12 protein-coding genes are annotated in these 21,122 nt (G+C 65.0%); 4 read left to right on the top strand and 8 right to left on the bottom strand.

The features are described 5' to 3' along the window. Positions 1–4 precede the first annotated feature (4 nt). The gene (locus HXX15_RS08535) at positions 5–3,730 is read right to left on the bottom strand and encodes a DUF3971 domain-containing protein (RefSeq protein ID WP_296515022.1); all 3,726 of its coding nucleotides are present in this window, start codon (positions 3,728–3,730) and stop codon (positions 5–7) included. 194 nt (positions 3,731–3,924) lie between these two features. Between HXX15_RS08535 and HXX15_RS08530 the strand changes: the two genes are divergently transcribed. Together HXX15_RS08530 and HXX15_RS08525 are read left to right on the top strand one after the other, a co-directional pair. Beyond that, a complete protein-coding gene (locus HXX15_RS08530) occupies positions 3,925–4,692 on the top strand; it encodes a redoxin domain-containing protein (RefSeq protein ID WP_296515020.1) in 768 nt (255 codons plus the stop codon). Between the two features lie 92 nt (positions 4,693–4,784). Beyond that, positions 4,785–6,155, top strand: a complete 1,371-nt coding sequence (locus tag HXX15_RS08525) for a M23 family metallopeptidase (RefSeq protein WP_296515018.1) — start codon at positions 4,785–4,787, stop codon at positions 6,153–6,155. On the opposite strand, the gene HXX15_RS08520 is transcribed toward HXX15_RS08525, so the two are convergent. The 4 genes from HXX15_RS08520 to HXX15_RS08505 form a co-directional block, all read right to left on the bottom strand. Continuing rightward, entirely contained in the window at positions 6,156–7,037 is an 882-nt protein-coding gene (locus HXX15_RS08520; protein WP_296515016.1) for an NAD(P)-dependent oxidoreductase, read from the bottom strand. It lies immediately after the preceding gene. Between the two features lie 2 nt (positions 7,038–7,039). Further along, positions 7,040–8,171 (bottom strand): peptide chain release factor 2 gene (gene prfB / locus HXX15_RS08515; RefSeq protein WP_296515014.1). Its coding sequence is split into 2 segments (ribosomal slippage): positions 7,040–8,101 and positions 8,103–8,171, totalling 1,131 coding nucleotides; the frame shifts between segments, so codons are not numbered across the junction. Positions 8,172–8,249: 78 nt separating this feature from the next. Continuing rightward, the gene (locus HXX15_RS08510; RefSeq protein WP_296515011.1) at positions 8,250–10,742 is read right to left on the bottom strand and encodes a penicillin-binding protein 1A; all 2,493 of its coding nucleotides are present in this window, start codon (positions 10,740–10,742) and stop codon (positions 8,250–8,252) included. Between the two features lie 195 nt (positions 10,743–10,937). Next, positions 10,938–12,242 carry an N-acetylmuramoyl-L-alanine amidase gene (locus HXX15_RS08505; RefSeq protein ID WP_296515009.1) on the bottom strand — a complete coding sequence of 435 codons (1,305 nt, stop codon included), beginning with the start codon at positions 12,240–12,242 and terminating at the stop codon, positions 10,938–10,940. Between the two features lie 697 nt (positions 12,243–12,939). Here HXX15_RS08505 and HXX15_RS08500 point away from each other — a divergent pair. Further along, entirely contained in the window at positions 12,940–16,008 is a 3,069-nt protein-coding gene (locus HXX15_RS08500) for a ribonuclease E/G (RefSeq protein ID WP_296515007.1), read from the top strand. 89 nt (positions 16,009–16,097) lie between these two features. Here HXX15_RS08500 and dctA read toward each other — a convergent pair whose 3' ends face one another. The 3 genes from dctA to HXX15_RS08485 all read right to left on the bottom strand — a co-directional run bounded on the left by dctA (position 16,098) and on the right by HXX15_RS08485 (position 19,455). Beyond that, positions 16,098–17,426, bottom strand: coding sequence for a C4-dicarboxylate transporter DctA (gene dctA / locus HXX15_RS08495; protein WP_296515005.1), 1,329 nt, complete (start codon positions 17,424–17,426; stop codon positions 16,098–16,100). A gap of 117 nt (positions 17,427–17,543) precedes the next feature. Continuing rightward, a complete protein-coding gene (locus tag HXX15_RS08490) occupies positions 17,544–18,098 on the bottom strand; it encodes a biotin transporter BioY (RefSeq protein ID WP_296516882.1) in 555 nt (184 codons plus the stop codon). Between the two features lie 148 nt (positions 18,099–18,246). Continuing rightward, complete coding sequence (locus HXX15_RS08485; protein ID WP_296515003.1) at positions 18,247–19,455, bottom strand: aminotransferase class I/II-fold pyridoxal phosphate-dependent enzyme; 1,209 nt, start codon at positions 19,453–19,455, stop codon at positions 18,247–18,249. 125 nt (positions 19,456–19,580) lie between these two features. On the opposite strand from HXX15_RS08485, the gene HXX15_RS08480 reads away from it, so the two are divergent. Further along, complete coding sequence (locus tag HXX15_RS08480; protein ID WP_296515001.1) at positions 19,581–20,993, top strand: M48 family metalloprotease; 1,413 nt, start codon at positions 19,581–19,583, stop codon at positions 20,991–20,993. Positions 20,994–21,122 lie beyond the last annotated feature (129 nt).

Below are 21,122 nucleotides of genomic sequence, written 5' to 3'. Positions count from 1 at the left end.
GAGGTCAGTTGTTCGGCACCGGGAAATCGCCGTTGTTCTGCTTGCCGGTGCCGAACTCAAAGATCTTGCGCAGCACGCCCGGCGCCATCGCCGAAATCGGATTGACCCGCAGCACCGGCTGGCCGGGCGAGCCGATCACCTCGTAGGTGACGCCGATCAGTCCCTCATTGCTGCCGCCGCCGAGAAACAGGCCGACGATCGGAATCTGGCCGAACATGTTGTTGAGGCCGTACATCGGAATCAGGGTGCCGCTCATGCGGACCTGATTGCCGGGGTAATCGATCTTGCCCTCGATGGTGGCGCCGATGATCGGACCTTTCACCACGCCTTCGCGGATCGTGAGCTGGCCGTTCTGCCGGGTGAATTCGGCGCGCAGCCGCGAGAAACTCAGCCCGGATTGCGAGACGCTGGGTCCGTTGGCCGCGACCTGGTCGAGCGCCGATTCGCCCCTGACCGAGAAATCGCGGACATTGATCAGGCCTTCCTTCTGCCTCGGCTCCGTGGTCGGCACGTCCATCGCCAGTGCGAGCTGGCCGCCATACATCTTGCCGTAGGTATCGGTGAAGCGGAAGAACGCGCCGGCGTCGTTGGTTTCCAGATAGATCACTTCGCGGCCCTGGGCGCGGCCGCGAATATCGCCGCTCAGCGGGGTATCGCGGCCAAGTTTTCCGCTCAGCGTGAACGCCCGGATCGCTCCGTTGCGTTGGGACATCTTGACGTCGACGCTGCGCACGGCTTCGCCGAGAAACCCAGCCACCGCGCCGAGCTTGAGATCGAGGTCGAGGTCGATGCTCTTGGCCTTGGTCTTGCTGTCGGCTTCCTTGCTCGACATTGCCGACTTGATGAAGCCGCGGCCGTCGAACACGTCGCCACGCATCGTGACCTTCAGAACGCCGTCCTGGCCACGCTCCGCCTTCAAGGTGGTCTTGTCGCCTTCCGAGGGCGAATAGATCGGAAAATTCGCGTTCAGCAGGTCGCCATTCTGATCGACCTCGAGCGAGCCCTTGATCTGCGCACCGCCGCCGTCGATCACGATATCCTCGAAGCGGGTCGATTGCGGCTTCTGTACCACGTTGAACACGGCGCGGCTGGATTTGCCGGGCAGCTTGGTCCAGCCCGGCAGAATGTTGTCGAGCTTCAGCGCCGTCAGATCGGCGTCGATGCCGAGGCGGTTTTCGCGGTCGGCGCCGCCAATCTTGCCGATCAGCTTGATCGGAATCGCGCCGCTGACGGCGGGGCCTAGATCGATTCCGAGCCGGGCACGGCTGGCGTCGTCGAGCGTGGCCAGCAATTTGACATCGGCGTCGCCGTCGTTCGGCTTGCGGTAATCCAGCGTCGCCGGCTGGCCGTTGATCTTGACGTCGCCCTTGACCTGATAGCCCTGGTTGTTGGCGGTCACCTTCAGGCTGCTGGCTTCGAGCTTCTGGTTCATTACCAGCTTGTCGGCAGAAAAGCCGGTGAGTTCGGCGTTGACCGAATAGGTGGTGTCGGCCTTGGTCAGTTCGCGCTGGATCGGCATACCGAGCGCGACCTGCGCCGTCACGTTTCCCTTGCTGGTGTTGGGATCGATCGGCATGCCGCTGAATTCGCTGAGCCGGTCGGAGGCGAGGATCTCGGCGACAGCGGGTACCTGCCCCTCGAGGCGAAACTTGACCCGCGCCGGCGCCGGTTTCGGCGCCATGTCGGGCACCTCGAAAACGATATCGTTGAGGCCAATCTTGCGCCCGATCGGAGTCTCGACCGTGCCCTGCCCAATCGTCACCGTCGCGGTGCGGCCGGTAACCCGGGCGCGCATATCGGCATCGCGCACCAGCGGCATGCCGTCGACCGGCCGCAGCACCGCGCCGGTGCCGATGATGTTGACCAGCAGGCCGTCGTCGGGAATCGGCGGGCCGCGGCGCGACAGATTTTTGGTGGGCGAATTGACGGCGACATCGATGCTCTGGATCGCACCCTTGTCGATCCGCTCGATCACCCATTCGCGAACCTCTGGCACGACCAGAATTGGCCACATCCGCTTCAGCGCCGACACCGACATCGGCGTCCCGGCCAATCCAAGCGTCAGCCGCGGCTCGCCAGAATAATCCAGGCTGCCGGTGCCGGCGACGCCGATCTCGCCGTTGCCGATATCGGCCTGGGTCAGCAGCACTCTTCGGTTGTCGGTATCGAAGCGCAGCTTGATTGCGACCCGGTTGAAGATCAGCGCCGGTTCGCCGCCGCTGTCCGGCAGCACGATGGTGCCGCCGCTGAAGCCCAACCGCCAGTCGTTGACATTGTCGTTCGGCGGTTCCAGCGACGCCAGCAGGGTGACGCGGTTCGCCCCTGAAATAATCTTGAAAGGCGCCAGCAGCACGCGGCGTCCGGAATCCCATTCGAGATTGATCTCGGCCTGATCGATCGCCATCGGGTAGCCGGGCGTATCGCTGTCGATCACCGTGCCGGCGCCGGCGACCACCTTGCCGCGGAAGAAAGTCGGCAGACCGTCGCGGCCGAGTTCGCCTTTCAGATCGCCCGTCAGCGGAAAATCAGCGCTGTAGGTCAGGTCCTTCATCCGCAACGCGAGCAGCACGTTCTTGGTCGAAACCCGGTTGGCGTGAACCTCGACCGAGCGCACGCCATTGGCCGGCGGACCGACCAGCACCCCCAGCGACCAGGCTTTGGCACCCTCCTCGCCGACGGTCATCGCCACCCCGCCATTGCTGGGGCGTCGAAGGCTGAGGGTAATGTTCTCGAAACTCCAGCGATTGCCGCGCTGCTGATCGTCGACGATCAGGTTTCCATTTCTCAAACCGATTTCATTGAGGTTCTGTCCGTCGAGGCCGGTCAGGCTGAGGCTGTCGAGCCAGTCCAATCCGGCGAGCAGGCCTCTGGCCACATCCTGATTGTCCGGGACCGCCGGCGTGCTCGGCGGCGCGGCGGAGAATGGCGACGGAAACTGTATCGGAGGCACCACCGCCGAAGCTGATGGCAGTTCGGCGGGCGTCAGTGGCGAAGTGCTGCGCCGGGTCGACGCCTTGCCGGTGGCCAGCGGCCTGGCATTGTCGCCGGTGGACACCGTGACCTGACCGTCGGGTGTGATTCTGATCGCCAGTTCGGCATCGACCAGCTTGAGGCTCTCGGCGCGAAGCCGCCCCGTCAGCAACGCCGAGCCGGACAGCCGGACTTCGGCCTTCGGGGCGCTGGCGACGATGACGTGATCGCGATCCCGCACCACGATGTCGCGGATCCGGACCGCGATCCGAATCCGACCGGCACGCTCGATTTGGGTGCCGCCGACTTCGACTGTATTGCCGTGGCCAATATTCTCCTCGATCGCCGACGCGAGCCAGGGCGTGGCCAAATCCAGATTGATCGGACCCGCGCCGAGCCTCCACCACAGCCCTGCGAAGCAAGCCGAGAAGATGAAACCGAGAACGAGGACGGCGACCGCGATCCGCTTCACCCAGCGTTCACCGGCGAACCAGTGCCGCACCGTACGAAACGAATCGCCGACTCGATGAAGTCTGGAGCTTGAGCCGGACAGCAACCGGCGCGCACGATGCAGCCCGGCCTCGTCATGGTCGTGATCCCAGCCGGCATCATCCCATTCCGAGAACTGGTGACTGGCGTGCGCCTCGGACGCTCGGGACGTTTTTTTGCTGGCCATAGCCTCTCGGTGCAAGCGCGAATTGTCAGCTGGATCGTCGGAGGACCGCGTGCCAGTGCGCAACCAGCGCGCTTTTGGCGGCATCGCGGCCGATCCTTCGTTGTAACTGTTACTCGCCATCGGCCCGGCGGGCCAATTCAACAAACGGGGATGGCCGGTGTCTCGAATCCCTGTAACCATACTCCGAGGTCGGCAGATTTGCCCAGCAGCGGCAGCGCCGTTGCACCATCCGCAATCCAGCGATTATTGACCCTCTGAAAGCGACGAAAGGAAGGCGTATGTCCAAGCAAACGCGCAAGAAAACCTCCAAGCCGGCGACCGCGAAGAAGGCCGTGGCGAAAGCCAAGGCCCCGGTGAAACGCGTGGCCCCCAAAGCCTCCGCCAAGGTTGCCGACAAATTGTCTAAAAAACCTGCGAAAGCATCGCACAAGCCGAAATCGAAAACGTTAAGCGCAAGCAAACCAGCCGCGAAGCCGGCCGTCAAAGTGGCGGTGCCGGCCACCAAGCGCGGCGCGGCCAAATCGCCCGCCGCAACCAAGCCGCGCCCGCAACAGATCGCCGCCATCGAGCCGGGCATCGCCGCGGAACTGAGCGAGGGGTCGAAGGCGCCGAGCTTCGCATTGCCGCGCGACGGCGGGGAAATCGTCAAGCTCGCAGACTATTCCGGCACCAAGCTGGTGATCTTCTTCTACCCGCGCGCCGCCACTCCTGGCTGCACCCGCGAAGCGATCGACTTCACCCGACTGGCGAGCGATTTCGCCGCTTGCGGAACCCAGGTGATCGGCGTCTCGGCGGATCCGCTGAAGGCCCAGGAATCGTTTCGCGACAAGCATCAGCTGGCCACTCCTCTGATTTCGGACGAAGCCCATCAGATGTTGCAGGCGTACGGCGCCTGGGGCGAAAAATCGATGTATGGCAAGACCTTCGAGGGCGTACTTCGGACCACGGTGCTGATTGGCCGCAACGGCCGAATCGCGAAAATCTGGCGCGGCGTAAAGGTCGACGGTCACGCCGACGAGGTGCTCGCGGTGGCGCAAAAGCTGTGACGCGCATTTCCCAAATATTAACCATGAGGGGGTCAAATCCGCCCGTGAGTTAAGCCGACGGGAACCGTTTTCCGGCCGGCGCGGGAGTGCCGATGTCCTATCGTTCCGGTCAATATTCCGAGTCGCAGCAACACCACGCCCACGATCACGGCAGATCGCCGCAGCGCCGCCCGGCGCAGGCCCATGTCGCGCCAAGGTCGCCATCCGGCCAGAGCAGCTACACCATCGCGCACGCCGGCAAGCAGGTCCGGATCGGCCCGGTGGTGTTCTGGATCGTGGTCGGCACCGTCACCGCGCTGGGTTGCTGGTCGGCGGCGACGGCGACCTATTTCGCGTTCCGCGACGACGTGTTGACCCGGCTGATCGCGCGTCAGGCCGAGATGCAATACGCCTATGAGGACCGGATCGCGGAACTGCGCGCCAAGGTCGACCGCACCACCAGCCGGCAGTTGCTCGACCAGGAGCAATTCGATCAGAAGCTCGACCAGGTGATGCGCCGCCAGACCATGCTGGAATCCCGCGCCAGCACGCTGAGCGGGCTGCCCGACACCACGGTCACGGGCAGCATCAAGCCGTCGCGCGGAACGCCGGCCAGCGAGACCGGCATCTCCGGAACCCCAAAACCGTCCCCGATCAGCGACACGGTGATCTTCGCGGCGCCGCCGGATCGCGAAGCCCGGCTGGAATCCCGCACGCCCGCGCCAATCGCCAGCCCGCAGCCGAACCGGTTCGCAAAGATTCAGGGCGTCGACAACGTGATCGTGCGGCTGCAGAGCTCACTCGATCAGGTCGAAGGACGCCAGCTCGCGGCGTTGAGCTCGGCCGAGGACGGCTACGAATCCCGCGCCCGGCGGATGCGCGGCGTGCTCAGCGATCTCGGGCTCGACGCCGGCCAGTTGGAAGCGGCCACGCCGCGCGCGGGGATCGGCGGCCCGTTCGTGCCGGTGATAAAGCCGAAGGCAGACGCCAGCGCGTTCGACCGCCAGCTCTATCGCATCTATATCAGCCGCGCCCAGGTCGAGCGCCTGAACCGCACGCTGGCGCTGGTGCCGTATCGCAAGCCGGTGGTCGGCCAGGTCGAATTCTCCTCCGGCTTCGGCGTCCGCACCGACCCCTTCCTCGGCCGGCCCGCGATGCATACCGGGCTGGATTTTCGCGCCAGCATGGGCGACCCGGTACGCGCCACCGCGGCCGGCAAAGTGGTGTCGGCGGGCTGGAGCGGCGGCTACGGCCGGATGATCGAGGTCGACCATGGCAACGGGTTGTCGACCCGCTACGGCCATCTGTCGGAGATTTCCGTCAAGGTCGGCGACGCGATCAAGATCGGCCAGGAAATCGGCGCGGTCGGCTCCACCGGCCGCTCCACCGGTCCGCATCTGCACTATGAAACCAGGATCGACGGCGAAGCGGTCGACCCGCAGAAGTTTTTGCGCGCGGGTGTCAGGCTCAGCGCGGCGGGGTGATCAGTGCTTGGCGTCTTTGGCGCGCGAGACGATCTCGATCATCTTGCCCTCGTCCTCATCCGGCGCCGCCACCTTGGCCTTGGCATAGGCAGCGACCGCGGCGCGGCCCAGCGGCACCTCGGGCAGCAAACTCTCCGCCAACGCCACCGCATAGGCCGCATCCTTGTGGCGCAGTGCAGCGGTAAAGGTCGCGCCGGAAAAATCCCGCGCCACCATGCGCGACGCATGACGGATCACCTGCGGGCTCGCGGCGACGCCGCTCTGGATCGCTTCCAGCACCAGCTTCATGTCGAGCCCGGCCTGTTCGGCGATGGCGAGCCCCTCGGCGAGGCCGGCGATCTGGATCGCACCCATCAGATTGTTGATCAGCTTGTAGGCCGTACCGGAACCGACCGGACCGAAATGCCGGATCGTGCTGCCGAGCGGCGCGAGATAGGGCCGCGCCTTCTCAAGATCGGCGGGTTCGGCGCCGACCAGCAGTGTCAGCTTGCCGCCGGCGGCGGCGTCCGGCAGGCCGGTGACGGGGCAATCGATGTACGTCAGACCGCGCGCGCGTAGCTCGGCCGCCAGATCGAGCGCATGCTGATAGGACACGGTGGAGCATTCGATCGCCAGCGCGCCGGGCTTGGCCGTGGTCGCGGCACCCTGCTCGCCCAGCCACACCGCCGTCGAGGCTTCGTCGTCGGCCACCATGGTGACAATAGCGTCGGCGCCCTGCGCGGCATCCGCGGGCGTCTCTGCCCAGCGTGCGCCGCGCGCGATCAGTTCGTCGGCTTTGACCTTGCTGCGATTCCACACCGCTACGCTGAAGCCGGCATCGAGATAGCGGCCCGCCATGCCCTGCCCCATCCGTCCCAGACCGATGAAGGCAACGTGAGGCATGATTAGTCCACATCCTCGATCGAGGGCGGCGGCGTGCCGAAGGCGCGCTGCGCCAGGGTCGCGGCCATGAATTCGTCGAGGTCGCCGTCGAGTACGCCCGAGGTGTCGGAGGTCTGCACGCCGGTGCGCAGATCCTTGACCATCTGATAGGGCTGCAACACGTAGGAGCGGATCTGGTGGCCCCAGCCGATTTCGGTCTTGGCGGCCTGATCGGCGGCGGCCTGCGCCTCGCGCTTCTTCAGCTCGATCTCATAGAGTCGTGCGCGCAGCATGTCCCAGGCCTGCGCCTTGTTCTTGTGCTGGGAGCGGCCGGCCTGACAGACCACTGCGACGCCAGTCGGCACATGCGTCAGCCGCACCGCGGATTCGGTCTTGTTGACGTGCTGGCCGCCGGCGCCGCCCGAGCGCATGGTGTCGACGCGGACGTCGCTCTCGTTGATGTCGATATTGATGCTGTTGTCCACCACCGGGAAGATCGCCACGCTGGAAAATGAGGTGTGGCGCCGCGCGTTGGAATCGAATGGCGAGATTCGCACCAGCCGGTGCACGCCGGCCTCGGTCTTCAGCCAGCCATAGGCGTTGTGGCCCGAGATCTGAATCGTCGCCGATTTGATCCCGGCTTCTTCGCCTTGCGTCTCTTCGAGATATTCGACCTTGAAGCCGTGCTTCTCGGCCCAGCGGGTGTACATCCGCAGCAGCATCGAGGCCCAGTCCTGGCTCTCGGTGCCACCGGCGCCGGCGTGAACCTCGAGGTAGGAATCGAACCGGTCGGCTTCGCCGCCGAGCAGCGCTTCCAGCTCGCGCCGGGCGACGTCCTTCTTCAGCGCCTTCAGCGCGGCCTCGGCTTCGAGCACCACGCCGTCGTCGTTCTCGGCTTCGCCGAGTTCGATCATTTCGACATTGTCGTCGAGCTCGCGCTCGACCTTGCCGATGCCGGTCAGCGAATCCTCCAGCGAGGTCCGCTCCTGCATCAGTTTCTGGGCCTTTTGGGGATCGTTCCAGAGATTGGGGTCTTCGGCGAGCTTGTTCAGCTCCGCGAGGCGTGCCGTCGATGCATCGACGTCAAAGATGCCTCCTCAGCAGCCCGACTGACTGCTTGATCTCTTCAACAAGGCGTTCAATTTCTGGGCGCATGGAATCTCTGATCTGCGGATCTGGCCGCGATAAAGGCTGGCAGGGATGTAGCGGCGAAAGCGCTGTCGCGCAATCGCCCTAATACAGCCCGCCGGTGCCGGAGCGCAGGATGGTCCGGTCGGCATCGGCCGGCACTGTCAGCGAGCGCCCCTCGGCGTCGGCGACGCCGATCACCGAATAGTTGTCTGGCGGCGCGGTGCCGGGCTTGAACGCCTCGAGAATCGTCCTGCCGCTGTCGCCGGGGCCGGCGCGCATCCCGGTCTTGGAGTCGACCCGGATCAGCTTGATGCCGGCGGGAACGCGGAACGGAACCGCCGGCTTGTCGGCCAGCGCCAGTTTCATGAAGTCGCGCGCGATCGGCGCTGCCAGATGGCCGCCAGTGGCGCCCTTGCCAAGATTGCGCGGCTTGTCGTAGCCGAGATAGACCCCGATCACCAGATCCGGCGAGAAGCCGATGAACCAGGCATCCTTTTCGTCGTTGGTGGTGCCGGTCTTGCCGGCGATCGGCTTGCCGACGTCGCGCATCACCGTCGCGGTACCGGCCTGCACCACGCCTTCCATCATCGAGGTGATCTGGTAGGCGGTCATCGCGTCCAGCACCTGTTCGCGACGATCGACCAGCTGCGGCTCAGGCTGGTTTTTCCAGCCCTGAGGCGCGTCGCAGCCGCGGCATTCGCGTGCGTCGTGCTTGAAGATAGTGTGACCATAGCGGTCCTGAATCCGGTCGATCAGCGTCGACTTCACCCGGCGGCCGCCATTGGCGAACATCGAATAGGCCGTGACCATTCGCATCACCGTGGTCTCGCCGGCGCCGAGCGCATAGGATAGATAGTTCGGCAGTTCGTCGTAGACGCCGAACCGCTTGGCGTATTCGCCGATCAGCGGCATGCCGACGTCTTGCGCCAGCCGCACGGTGACGGTGTTGAGCGATTTCTGCAACGCCATGCGCAGCGTCTGCGGACCGTAATACTTGCCGGTCGAGTAGTTTTCCGGCCGCCAGACGCCTGCGCCCTGTCCCTGATCGATTTCAATCGGCGCATCGACCACCACGGTCGACGGCGTGTAGCCATTGTCCATCGCCGCCGAATACACCAGCGGCTTGAACGACGAGCCGGGCTGCCGATAGGCCTGGGTGGCGCGGTTGAACTGGCTCTGGTCGAACGAGAAGCCGCCGACCATCGCCACCACGCGGCCGGTCCAGGGGTCCATCGCAACCATCGCGCCGGACACTTCAGGCAATTGCCTCAACCGGAACTGGCCCTCGACCAAGCTGCCGTCCTTGGCAAGCAACGGATCGGCATAGATGATATCGCCGGCCGACAGCACCTGCGACACCATCGTCGGCGTCTTTCCACGGGTCGGTCCCGCGGCGGCCTTGGCCCATTTCACCCCGTCGATCGTAACGATTCCGGTCTGGCGCTCCTTGGACACCGCGCCGCCGAGTTCGCGGCCTGGCTGAAATCCGATCCGTGCGGATTTCTCACCGCTCTCGAGCACCACCGCCAATCGCCACGGCGAGATGTCCGACAGCGACTTGACGTCGGCGAGCTTGACGCCCCAGTCGCCGCCGATGTCGAGCTTGTTGGCCGCGCCGCGCCAGCCCTGCGCCTCGTCGTAGTTGATCAGCCCGGCCACCATGGTCTTGCGCGCGGCCACCTGCAATTTCGGATCGAGCGTGGTGCGGACCGACAGGCCGCCTTCATACAGCTTCTTCTCGCCATAGCGCTCGAGCACGTCGCGGCGAACCTCCTCGGCGAAATACTCGCCGGCAAAGGTATGCGCGGCATTGGCTCGGTTGGTCACGGCGAGCGGCTCCTTGCGGGCCTTGTCGGCGTCGGCCTGCTTGATCCAGCCGTTTTCCAGCAGCCGATCGACCACGTAGTTGCGGCGCTCGACCGCGCGGTCGCGGTTGCGGATCGGATGCAGCGCCGCCGGTGCCTTCGGCAACGCCGCCAGATAGGCGGCTTCCGCGACGGTGAGTTCGTTGACCGACTTATCGAAATACACCAGCGAGGCCGCCGCGATGCCGTAGGCGCCGAGCCCGAGATAGATTTCGTTCAGATACAGTTCGAGGATCTTGTCCTTCGAATAGGCGCGCTCGATCCGCATCGCCAGCAAGGCTTCCTTGATCTTGCGCGTGAACGACACCTCGTTGGTCAACAGGAAATTCTTCGCCACCTGCTGGGTGATCGTGGAGGCGCCCTGCGGACGGCGGTTGGAGCCGAAATTCTGCGCATACAGCAATGCGGCGCGCGCCATGCCGGAATAGTCGATGCCGCCGTGCTCGTAGAAGTTCTTGTCCTCGGCAGCAAGGAACGCGTTGATCACCAGCTTCGGCACCGCCTGGATCGGCAGGTACAGCCGGCGTTCCTTGGAATATTCCCCGAGCAGCGCGCCGTCGGCGGCGTGCACCCGCGTCATCACCGGCGGCTCATAATCCTGCAGCTGCGAATAGTCCGGAAGGTCCTTGGAGTAATGCCAGATCATGCCGGCCACGGCGGCGACGCCGACCAGAAACACGATGGTCCCGGCGGCAAACAGAAATCCCATAAACCGCAGCAACAGGCGCATTCGAAAATATCCGTTTCAATCCCAGCCGCGTCAGGCGGCGAAGTTCCCGTCGGCGAGCCGATCCGCGTCCATGGAGATTCGCACCACCCGGACACAAGGCAATTTTACCCGATTACGCAAACCGCATACGGACTTTTCTATAGAACGCTCGCTGTGGCCAAACTAGGGCTCCAAGCCGCCGCCATCGGCGGTTTTTCAGTTCGGCGCGCTGGCCGACACCAATCGCTTGGCCAGGAAAGAATCGATCGCCTTGGCCACCGACCCCACCGTCTTGGTCCGCCAGCTTTCCGACACCAATTGCTTCAGATCGCCCTTGTTCGAGACGTAACCGAGTTCGAGCAGTACCGAGGGCACGTCCGGCGCCTTCAGCACCTTGAAGCCGGCTGATTTCAGCGGGTGCTTGTGCATTCGCGCCGTGCCCTTCATCTCGCCCATCAACTGCCGAGCAAATCGATTGGAGAAGGTCCGGGTCTCGCGTTGGGCAAGGTCGATCAGGATGTCGGCGACATCGGTCGGCTCTTCGGTCAGATTGACCCCGCCGATCGCATCGGCCTTGTTTTCCGCCTCCGCCAGCCGTTCGGCCTCAGCATCCGACGCCTTGTCGGACAGCGTATAGATCGTGGCGCCCTCGGCGTCGCCTTCACTGCGCGGCAGCGCATCGGCGTGAATCGAGACGAACAGCGACGCCGATTGCGCCCGCGCGATTTTCACCCGATCGGCCAGCGCAATGAAGGTGTCGTCGGTGCGGGTCATCACCACCCGGTATTTGCCGGCTTTTTCAATCCGGTCGCGCAAGGCGACGGCGAAATCCAGCACCAGATTCTTCTCGGCGATGCCGTTGCCGCCGGCCTGGGTGCCGTTGTCGACGCCGCCATGGCCGGGATCGATCACCACCACCGGCCGGGCATCCGGCTTGGCGGCTTCGATCGCGCGCGGAGCCGCCACGTTCGGCGCCGCCGATGCCTCGACCACGCCGACCGCTGGCCGCAGCTCGGGGCGACTCTCCGCGCCAAGCGATTGCACGAAGGTGGTGCGATCCACCGCTTCAAGTTCGATCACCATGCGCGGCGGCTGGCCGTTGGCCGCGTCCAGCACATAGGCCTTCTCGATCTTCGCCGGGCCAGTGAGATCCAGCACGATCCGCGACCCGCCGGGCATCACCAGGCCATAGCGGAACGCCTTGATCAGCCCGCGACCGGTAGCGCCGGAGCCGATGGGCAGCCGAAAGTTGATTTGCGGCAGATCCACCACGACCCGGTAAGGGTCGGCGAGCGCAAACGCCCGCAACGGGAATTTCTGGTCGAGATCGACAATGAAGCGGGTTTGCTTGTCGTCGCCGGCCAGCCGCACATCGGAGGCGAGCGGAAAATTGCTTGCAGTTACCGAGCCGGTCGATTCGGGGTCCGCCGTGTTACCAACGGTCGTAGAAAGACACAGCAATGCTGCGGCGCACGCAGAGATTGCGCCAAACAAAACAAAATGATTTGCGCGGCCTGACAACGAATCCCGTCCCTCCGACTGCTCTTTTACCGCAATAGAACCGTACGGTTAACCGATGCTTAAGGATCCCGAGGCGATTGAGCCGGGGTGTTGCCCAGGGGCGACGCTTCCCTTGCAAGCGCCAGCCATTCCTCGTATGAATCAATCGCTGACGGTCTAAACTCCCGGTTGTGTCGCGTTCAGCCTCCCGGTGCAGCGCCAGATCCCTCCCAATACCAACGGGATTTAGCGTTCTTCCGTCCGCTCCCCAGCCAGCGCAGCGCGCGGTTGTGCAGGAGCGGCGGTTCCAGCCCGAGCGGCGTCCGGTCCCAGGTCATTTTCGCTCCAGGGGCGGTTCAGACACTTCATGACCGACTATTTCGGCCGCATGGTCGGGATTTGCCACAGCTGGCGAGCGCTTCGGCGCTGCGCTGGTCCTTCAGCAAGAAGACACGGCGGACGCTTTACCGCCAATCTGTTCAGACGGGCCGACGCTTGATGCGCCAGACTGAGATGCCGACCAAGACCCACGCAAGGGCCGCGCCGATGCGAAGCGAAAGCTTCGCGCGGAGCTTCGGCCCGGGTTCACTGTCGGCACGGCGCCCCGGGTTGCGTTTCGGCCTTCCCCTCACCCCCGAATCAGGTGGACCCTCGCATCATCCGACCGCGCGATTTGCGCGTGTCGTCATGCGTGCGCTCCGCCGCCAAGAGTTCAAAAATGCCCAACAAAATGTTGATCGACGCCACCCACCCGGAAGAGACCCGGGTGGTTGTGGTCCGCGGCAATCGCGTTGAAGAGTTTGATTTCGAGACCGCCCAGCGCAAACAGCTGCGCGGCAACATCTATCTCGCCAAGGTCACGCGGGTCGAACCGTCGCTGCAGGCCGCCTTCATCGAATACGGCGGCAATCGCCATGGCTTCCTCGCCTTCAGCGAAATCCATCCGGACTATTACCAGATCCCGGTCGCGGATCGTCTGGCCCTGATCGAAGCCGACGAACGCGCCCACCGCGAGGCCGAGGAAGAGAGCGAAAATCGCTCCAACCGCCGCCGTCCCCGGCATCGCAACCAGCGCCGCCGCGGCAATGGCGAGCGGGTGCAGAGCGATGTTGTCGAGGGCGCGGGCCTCGATCCGTCGCAGGCCGAACAGCCGCACGCGGATCATGCCGACCACGAACATGACGGTCACGACCATCACGATCATGCCGAACACGCCACGCCGCTGGCGGCCGGCGATCGCGGCGGCGATGCTGAACCGCATGACGATGACGATCATGCACACGACGCCGAGTACGCCGCTGCGCCGTCCGTTGACCAAACCGCCGTCAGCGAGACGCCCGGCTACGAATCGCTTGCGGAGACGCCGGGGTTCGATCCGGCCACCGCCGTCGCACCAATCGTGCAAAACCAGTCCGAAGCCGACCAGGAACCGATCAGCTACGCCGAAGACGCGCCGTTTCCGATCGCCGCCACCGAAGCGCACGACGACGAAGATCATGTTGGCGACGACAATCATTCCGGCGACGACCACGCCGAAGATGAAGACGACGACGAGGAAGAAGCCGAAGAAGACATCGTGGAGTCGGTCGGCGGCGATGACGTGCTCGAGGAGGTGCCGGAGCGGTCCTTCCGGCCGCGCCGGCAGTACAAGATTCAAGAAGTCATCAAGCGCCGCCAAGTGATGCTGGTGCAGGTGGTGAAGGAAGAGCGCGGCAACAAGGGCGCGGCGCTCACCACCTATCTGTCGCTGGCCGGCCGCTATGCGGTGTTGATGCCGAACACCGCGCGCGGCGGCGGCATCAGCCGCAAGATCACCTCGGCGCAGGATCGCTCCCGCCTCAAGGAAGTAGTGTCGGACCTCGACGTGCCGGAAGGCATGGGGATCATCCTGCGCACCGCAGGTGCCTCGCGCACCAAGCCGGAAATCAAGCGCGACTTCGAATATCTGATCCGGATGTGGGAAACCGTCCGCGATATGACCTTGAAGTCGCAGGCCCCTACCCTCGTTTACGAGGAAGGCTCGCTGATCAAGCGCTCGCTGCGCGACCTCTACAACAAGGAAATCGACGAAATCCAGGTTGCCGGCGAAGCCGGTTACCAGGAAGCCCGCGACTTCATGCACATGCTGATGCCCTCCAACGTCCGCGCGGTGAAGCTGTATCGCGACGGCCAGCCGCTGTTCTCGCGGATGGGGGTGGAGAGCCAGCTCGACGCGATGTTCTCGCCCACCGTGCAACTGCGCTCCGGCGGCTACATCGTCATCAACCAGACCGAAGCGCTGGTCTCGATCGACGTCAATTCCGGTCGCTCGACCCGCGAGCATCACATCGAGGACACCGCGCTCAAGACCAACGTCGAGGCCGCGGAAGAAGTCGCAAGGCAGCTGCGGCTGCGTGACCTTGCCGGCCTGATCGTGATCGACTTCATCGATATGGACGAAAAGCGCAATAATCGTTCGGTCGAGCGCAAGCTCAGCGATTGCCTGCGGCAGGATCGCGCCCGCATCCAGGTCGGCCGGATCTCGCATTTCGGCCTGTTGGAAATGTCACGGCAGCGGATCCGCGCCAGCGTGCTGGAGAGCTCGACCGAGCCCTGCCCGCAATGCGGCGGCTCGGGTCATGTCCGCTCGGTCTCCTCGGTGGCGCTGCAATTGCTGCGCGGCCTTGAAGAGATCCTGATGAAGGGCGCCACCCACAATCTGATCGTGCGCACCCGCACCGACGTCGCGCTCTATGTACTCAACCACAAGCGCGGCCACCTGCGCGACCTCGAAAGCAGCTTCAAGGTCACGCTCGCGGTGATCGCCGACCCGACCGTCACCGCACAGCAGTCCTTCGTGATCGATCGCGGCGAGCAGGTTCATACGCTGGAAGCCGCCAAGGCGGTGCTCGCGGCGCAAGTCGCCGCCTTCCCGCCCGCGCTCGACGAGCCCTATGACGACGACGAACAGTTCGAATTCGAGGCCGAGATCGAAACCGAGGAGACCGTCGGACTGACCGACGACCTGCCCCCCGGCGAGGCTGGCGGCGACAGCGAAACCGACGCCGACGGTCGCAAGCGCAAGCGGCGGCGGCGGCGGCGTGGTCGTGCCGGCGAGCCCCGCGAGGGCGGTCCGATCCGCGACGATAATGAAGCGCCGCTGGCGGCCGATGCGCCCGAAGCAGGCGATACCGTCGCCGAGGGCGACGACGGTGTGGATGACGGATCAGAGGGACCGGACGAGCAGGACGGCGAGCTTCGCACCGATCCGGCGGCAAATGGCGAGCGCAGACCGCGCCGCCGCGGACGTCGCGGCGGACGGCGTCGTCGTGGTGGCCCGGAAGAGGGTTTGGCCGGATCGATCGCCGACGAACTCGGACCGACCGCCGCTCCGGAAGCGGCCTTTGCGGTCGCCGACATGGATGGCTCTGGCTCTGTGCCGGAGCCGCGCGAATACGAAGCACCGCGGGAAACCGAGATGCCGCGGGAAAGCGCTATCGCGATCGCTCCCGAACCGCAGCCGGCGCTCGTCAGCGAGCAACCGAAAATCCGGGAACAACAGCCGGTTGGCGACGAACCCACGCCGGCTCACGACGACAGCGCGCGCGACACCGACAAGGCTCGCCGCCGCTCCACCGTCCGGGAGAAGGTGAGCTTCGCAGTCGAGGCCCGACCGGAGGCCGAGAACCACGCAACTGTCGAATCGCAGCCCGAGGCGTCCCCGGCTCCTCAGCCGGAGCCCGCAGCGGCCGAAAGCCAGCCGCGCAAGGCGGGATGGTGGTCGCGCCGCTTCGGCGGCGGCGAATAGTCGCCGCGAAACTGTCGCGGCAACCGAAACAAAAGGAAACCGCCCGGCTCGCGCCGGGCGGTTTTTTTAGGGGCGCGATGGTTTGCCGATCAGCCGGTGGTAACCGCGGTCTCGATATCCGACGGATCGATGGTCTTGTTCAGGTTGGCATACAGCTTGTCGTGGTCGAGCTCGCCTTCCCACCACGACACGAAAACGGTGGCGACGCCGTTGCCCGTGATGTTGGTGAGCGCCCTCACCTCGCTCATGAACTTGTCGACCGAGAACACGATCGCCATGCCGGGCACCAGCGCCGGATTGACCGCCGCCAACGTCGCCGCCAATGTGATAAAGCCGGCGCCGGAGACGCCGCTGGCGCCCTTCGAGGTCAGCATCGCGACCAACAGGATGGTGAGCTGCTGGCTGAAGCTCAGTTCGACACCGAGCGCTTGCGAAATGAACAGCGTCGCCAGCGTCATGTAGATGTTGGTGCCGTCGAGGTTGAACGAATAGCCGGTCGGCACCACGAGTCCGACCACCGACTTCGAACAGCCGAGCCGCTCCAGCTTTTCCATCAACTGCGGCAGCGCGCTCTCCGACGAACTGGTGCCGAGCACGATCAGCAGCTCGTCCTTGATGTAGCCGAGGAACCTGAAAATGTTGAAGCCTACGAATCGGGCGATGCCGCCCAGCACCAGGAACACGAATAGCGCCGCGGTCGCGTAGAACACCGCGATCAGTCCGATCAAATTGCCGAGCGCCGCCGGGCCGAACTTGCCAATGGTATAAGCCATCGCGCCGAAAGCGCCGATCGGCGCCGCCTTCATGACGATGGCGATCACGCCGAACACCGCGTGTGCGGTGTCGTCGATCACGTCGCGCAGCCGGTGGCCGCGCTCGCCCAGCGTCATCAGCGCGAAGCCGAACAGGATCGCGAACAGCAGCACCTGCAGGATATCGCCCTTGGCGAACGCGCCGACCACGCTGTCCGGGATGATGTTGAGGACGAAATCGACCGATTTCTGCGCCTCGGCCTGCTTGACGTAGCTCGCCACCGCCGCCGCATCCGGCTTGGCGGCGAGGCCGTGGCCGATCGGAACCAGGTTGCCGATCACCAGCCCGAGGATCAGCGCGAAGGACGAGACGATCTCGAAATACACCAGCGCCTTGACGCCGACGCGGCCGACCTTGCGGGCGTCCTGGATGTGGGAGATCCCCGAGACCACCGTGCAGAAGATGATCGGCGCGATCACCATCTTGATCAGCTTGACGAAGCCGTCGCCAAGCGCCTTGATCCATTCATTGGTGGCAAGACTCGGCCACAACCAGCCGACCACGATGCCGAGCAGGATCGCGATCAGGACCTGAACATAGAGAACGTTGTACCAGGGCTTGGCCTTGCGCGCAGGGATTACCCCGCTCGCGATCATCGTCGACATCGCTTGTTCTCCCGGTCGAAGCTTCGCCTCGTCGCAGGCGAACGCTTAGTTGGAGCAGCCAAGATCGAACGGCCAAGTCTTGTCAATGGTCATGACCGGTCTTGCCGCTGGAAGTGATCAGCGATCGAGCGAATGCCGCAGTGCGGGAAGCAGCGCCGCGCCGAGTGCATTCTTGACCAGCGAGGCCGCCACGAAAGGCACGACGCCGACCAGCCAGGCCTTTTCGACGCCGAGATGCGCGCCAAAGGCGAGCCACGCAAAGCCAAGCCCCAGAATGACGATGTGGCCGATCGCCATCGCTACGAACAGCCGCGGCACCGAACCATCCCAACCGCGCTCGGCCAGCCAGCCGACGATAAAAGCCGCACCGACGAAGCCGGCGAGATAGCCGGCGGTCGGGCCGACCAGCGGCGCGATCCCACCGACCGGGCCGGCGAACACCGGCAAGCCGATCGCGCCTTCGGCCAGATAGGCGAGCAAGGTGGCGGCGCCAAGCCGCGCCCCATAGGCCGCGCCGATCATCAACACCACCAGCGTTTGCAACGTCATCGGAACGAAGGGCAGCGGAATGTTGACCTTGGCCGACAAGGTCAGCAGCGCGGTGCCGAGCGCGACCAGCAGGATTGCGCGCAGCGCGGCCGACGCGCCGCCGACGCGCGCCGGCCAGGCGATGGCAGCGAGCGAGCGATGCGGACTGGCGACGAAAGTCGTAGCGGTGGGTGTTGTCGACACGGGATGTCTCCTGAACGCGGGTGTCTCATGGTTTGGGGCAGCCTATAGCGGCGAACAAGATCGCCGCGCAAGCTGCCCGCCGCGCGGATCACCGATGCGCCATACCGCCCTGCGCGAGCCAGCGCGTGATGCGCTTCACCGCGTCGCGCATGTCCTGCGCCGAGCGGGCGTAGGAGAACCGCACATAGGCGCGGCCGCGAATGGGGTCGAAGTCGACCCCCGGGGTCGCGGCAACATGCGCCTCCTGCAACATCCGCTTGGTGAATTCGAAACTGTCGTCGGTGAATTTCGACACGTCGGCGTACAGATAGAACGCGCCGTCGGCCGGCAGGAAATCGCTGAGGCCGGCGCCCGGCAAGCCGTCGATCAGAATCTGACGATTCTCCTGATAGCCGTGCTTGACCGCTTCCATCTCGTCGCGGCCCGCGAACGCCGCTTCAGCGGCGATCTGCGACAGTGTCGGCACCGAGATCGCCAGATTTTGCTGCAGCCGCTCGATCGGACGGACCATCGGCTCGGGGACGACCATCCAGCCCACCCGCCAGCCGGTCATGCAGAAATATTTCGAGAACGAATTGATCACCACCGCGTGCGGCGATAACTCCGCCGCGGTGACCGCCGGGAACGCGTAATCGAGCCCGTGATAGATCTCGTCGGAGATGAAGCGGATGCGTTCACTCTCGGCGATCGTGATCAACTCGGTGAGCGCCTGCCGCGTCATCATCGTGCCGGTGGGGTTGGCGGGGCTGGCGACCAGCACGCCCTGCAGCGGCGTCTTGCGATGCGCCGCCAGCAGCGCCTCGCCGGTCAGCGCGTGGCGGGTCTCGCCATGGGTCTCGATCAACACCGGCTCGCAGCCCAGCGCCGTGAGGATATGCCGATACGGCGGATAGCCCGGCACCGTCACCGCGACCCGGTCGCCCGGGTTGAACAGCGCAAGGAAGCCCAGGATGAAGGCGCCCGACGATCCCGTTGTCACGACGATCCGTTCGGCATCGACAGCGCAGCCATAGGTCTCGCGGTAATGCCGCGCGATCCGCGCCCGCAATGAAGGCATGCCGAGCGCCGAGGTGTAATCGATCCGACCACCCTCGAGCGCGGCATGGGCGGCATCGATCGCGGTCCGCGGCGCAGGCGCCGCGGGCTGGCCGACTTCCATATGGATGACATGGCCGCCGGCAGCTTCGATCCGCTCCGCCGCCGCCATCACATCCATCACCATGAAGGGCGGAACGTCGCTGCGGGCCGATGCCGTCAACAGGCCGCGGGCGCGCTTGGTCAGTGTCGCATCAAGCATGGAAATCTGCTATCTCCCCGCGAGGTTTCGCTGCGGCAAACCCGCGGTGGGCGCCGCGCTGCTGCCGCAATAATCATATTGATCACGGATATCCCCTATTGCACCGATGGCCAATGCCTAAAGCCATGTTTGAAGATTCCCGCCGACAGCTGCGAAAAGCCGCACTCGCAAAGCTGTCGCAGCTGACGGCGCTGCTCACTACGATCGCGCTGGTGATCGCGCCGGTTCCGGCGCTGGCCCAGGAATCCAAGGGGCCGCCGCTGCTTCGCGACACCGAGATCGAGCAGCTGCTGCGCGATTACACCAGGCCGATCCTGCGCGTGGCCGGTCTCGAGAAGCAGAACATCCAGGTCGCCATCATCAACAACAGCGCCTTCAACGCCTTCGTTGCCGACGGCCACCGCATTTTCGTCAATTACGGCGCGCTGATGCAGTCGCAGACCCCCAATCAATTGATCGGGGTGCTGGCACACGAGACCGGCCATCTCGCCGGCGGCCACCTGTCCAAGCTGCGCGAACAACTGGCGCGGGCGCAGACCCAGATGATCGTCGCGATGCTGCTCGGGGTCGGCGCGATGGTCGCCGGCTCCAAGAACAGCAACAGCGGCCTCGGCAATGCCGGCGCCGCCGCGATCGCCGCGCCGCAGGAAGCGATCCGGCGCAACCTGCTGTCCTATCAGCGCCAGCAGGAAGAAAACGCTGACCGCGCCGGGGTCAAGTTCCTGACCGCCACCGGCCAATCGGCGAAGGGCATGTCCGAGACCTTCAGTCGCTTCACCAGTGAGAGCCTGTTCGCCGCGCGCGGCGCCGACCCCTATGTGCAATCGCATCCGATGCCGGCCGAGCGCGTCGCCGCGCTCGAGGAGCTGGCCCGCTCCAGCCCGTATTGGGACAAGAAGGACGATCCGGCGCTGCAGTTCCGCCACGACATGATGCGCGCAAAGACCTCGGGATTCATGGAGCGTCCGGAGACCGTGTACCGGCGCTATCCGCTCTCCGACGACACCCTGCCCGCCCGCTACGCACGCGCGATCACCAGCTATCTGCACGGCGACCCGCGCTCGGCCCAGGCCCAAATCGACGCGCTGATCAAGGCGCAGCCGCAGAATCCCTATTTCCACGAATTGCGCGGCCAGGCGCTGTTGGAAGGCGGCAAGCCGGCGGAGGCGATCGCGCCGCTGCGCAAGGCGGTGGCGCTGTCGAACGGCGCGCCGCTGATCGAGATGCTGCTCGGCCAGGCGCTGGTCGCCTCCGACAACAAGGCCTACAGCCAGGAGGCAATCGGCATTCTGCGCGCGGCGCTGGTGCGCGAGCCCGAGGCGCCGCTCGGCTACACCCAGCTGGCGATGGCCTATGGCCGCAAAGGCGACTTCGCGGAGGCCGATCTGGCCTCGGCGCAGGCGGCGTTTCTGCGCGGCGACAACAAGACCGCGCGCGAACTGGCCGCGCGTGCCAAGACCCGTTTCGCGATCGGTACCCCGGGCTGGGTCAAGGCCGACGACATCGTCGCCGCCAAGCCGATGCAGGAGCAGAAGTAACTCCGCGCTGCGGTGCATCAACAGACTTTGACGGCGGCCGATATCTTCCCTGCAGCAAAAGTGGCCCTTCCCTGAAATCGCCGTTTCCGTCCGAAATGATCTTCATTGATCTGGATCAAAGCTTGTGCC

The organism is Rhodopseudomonas sp. (assembly GCF_013377015.1).
In the GTDB taxonomy this organism is placed as follows: Bacteria; Pseudomonadota; Alphaproteobacteria; order Rhizobiales; family Xanthobacteraceae; genus JARJEH01.
Note: the sequence above shows the minus strand (reverse complement) of the source record. Positions and strands in the feature narration are given on the sequence as shown.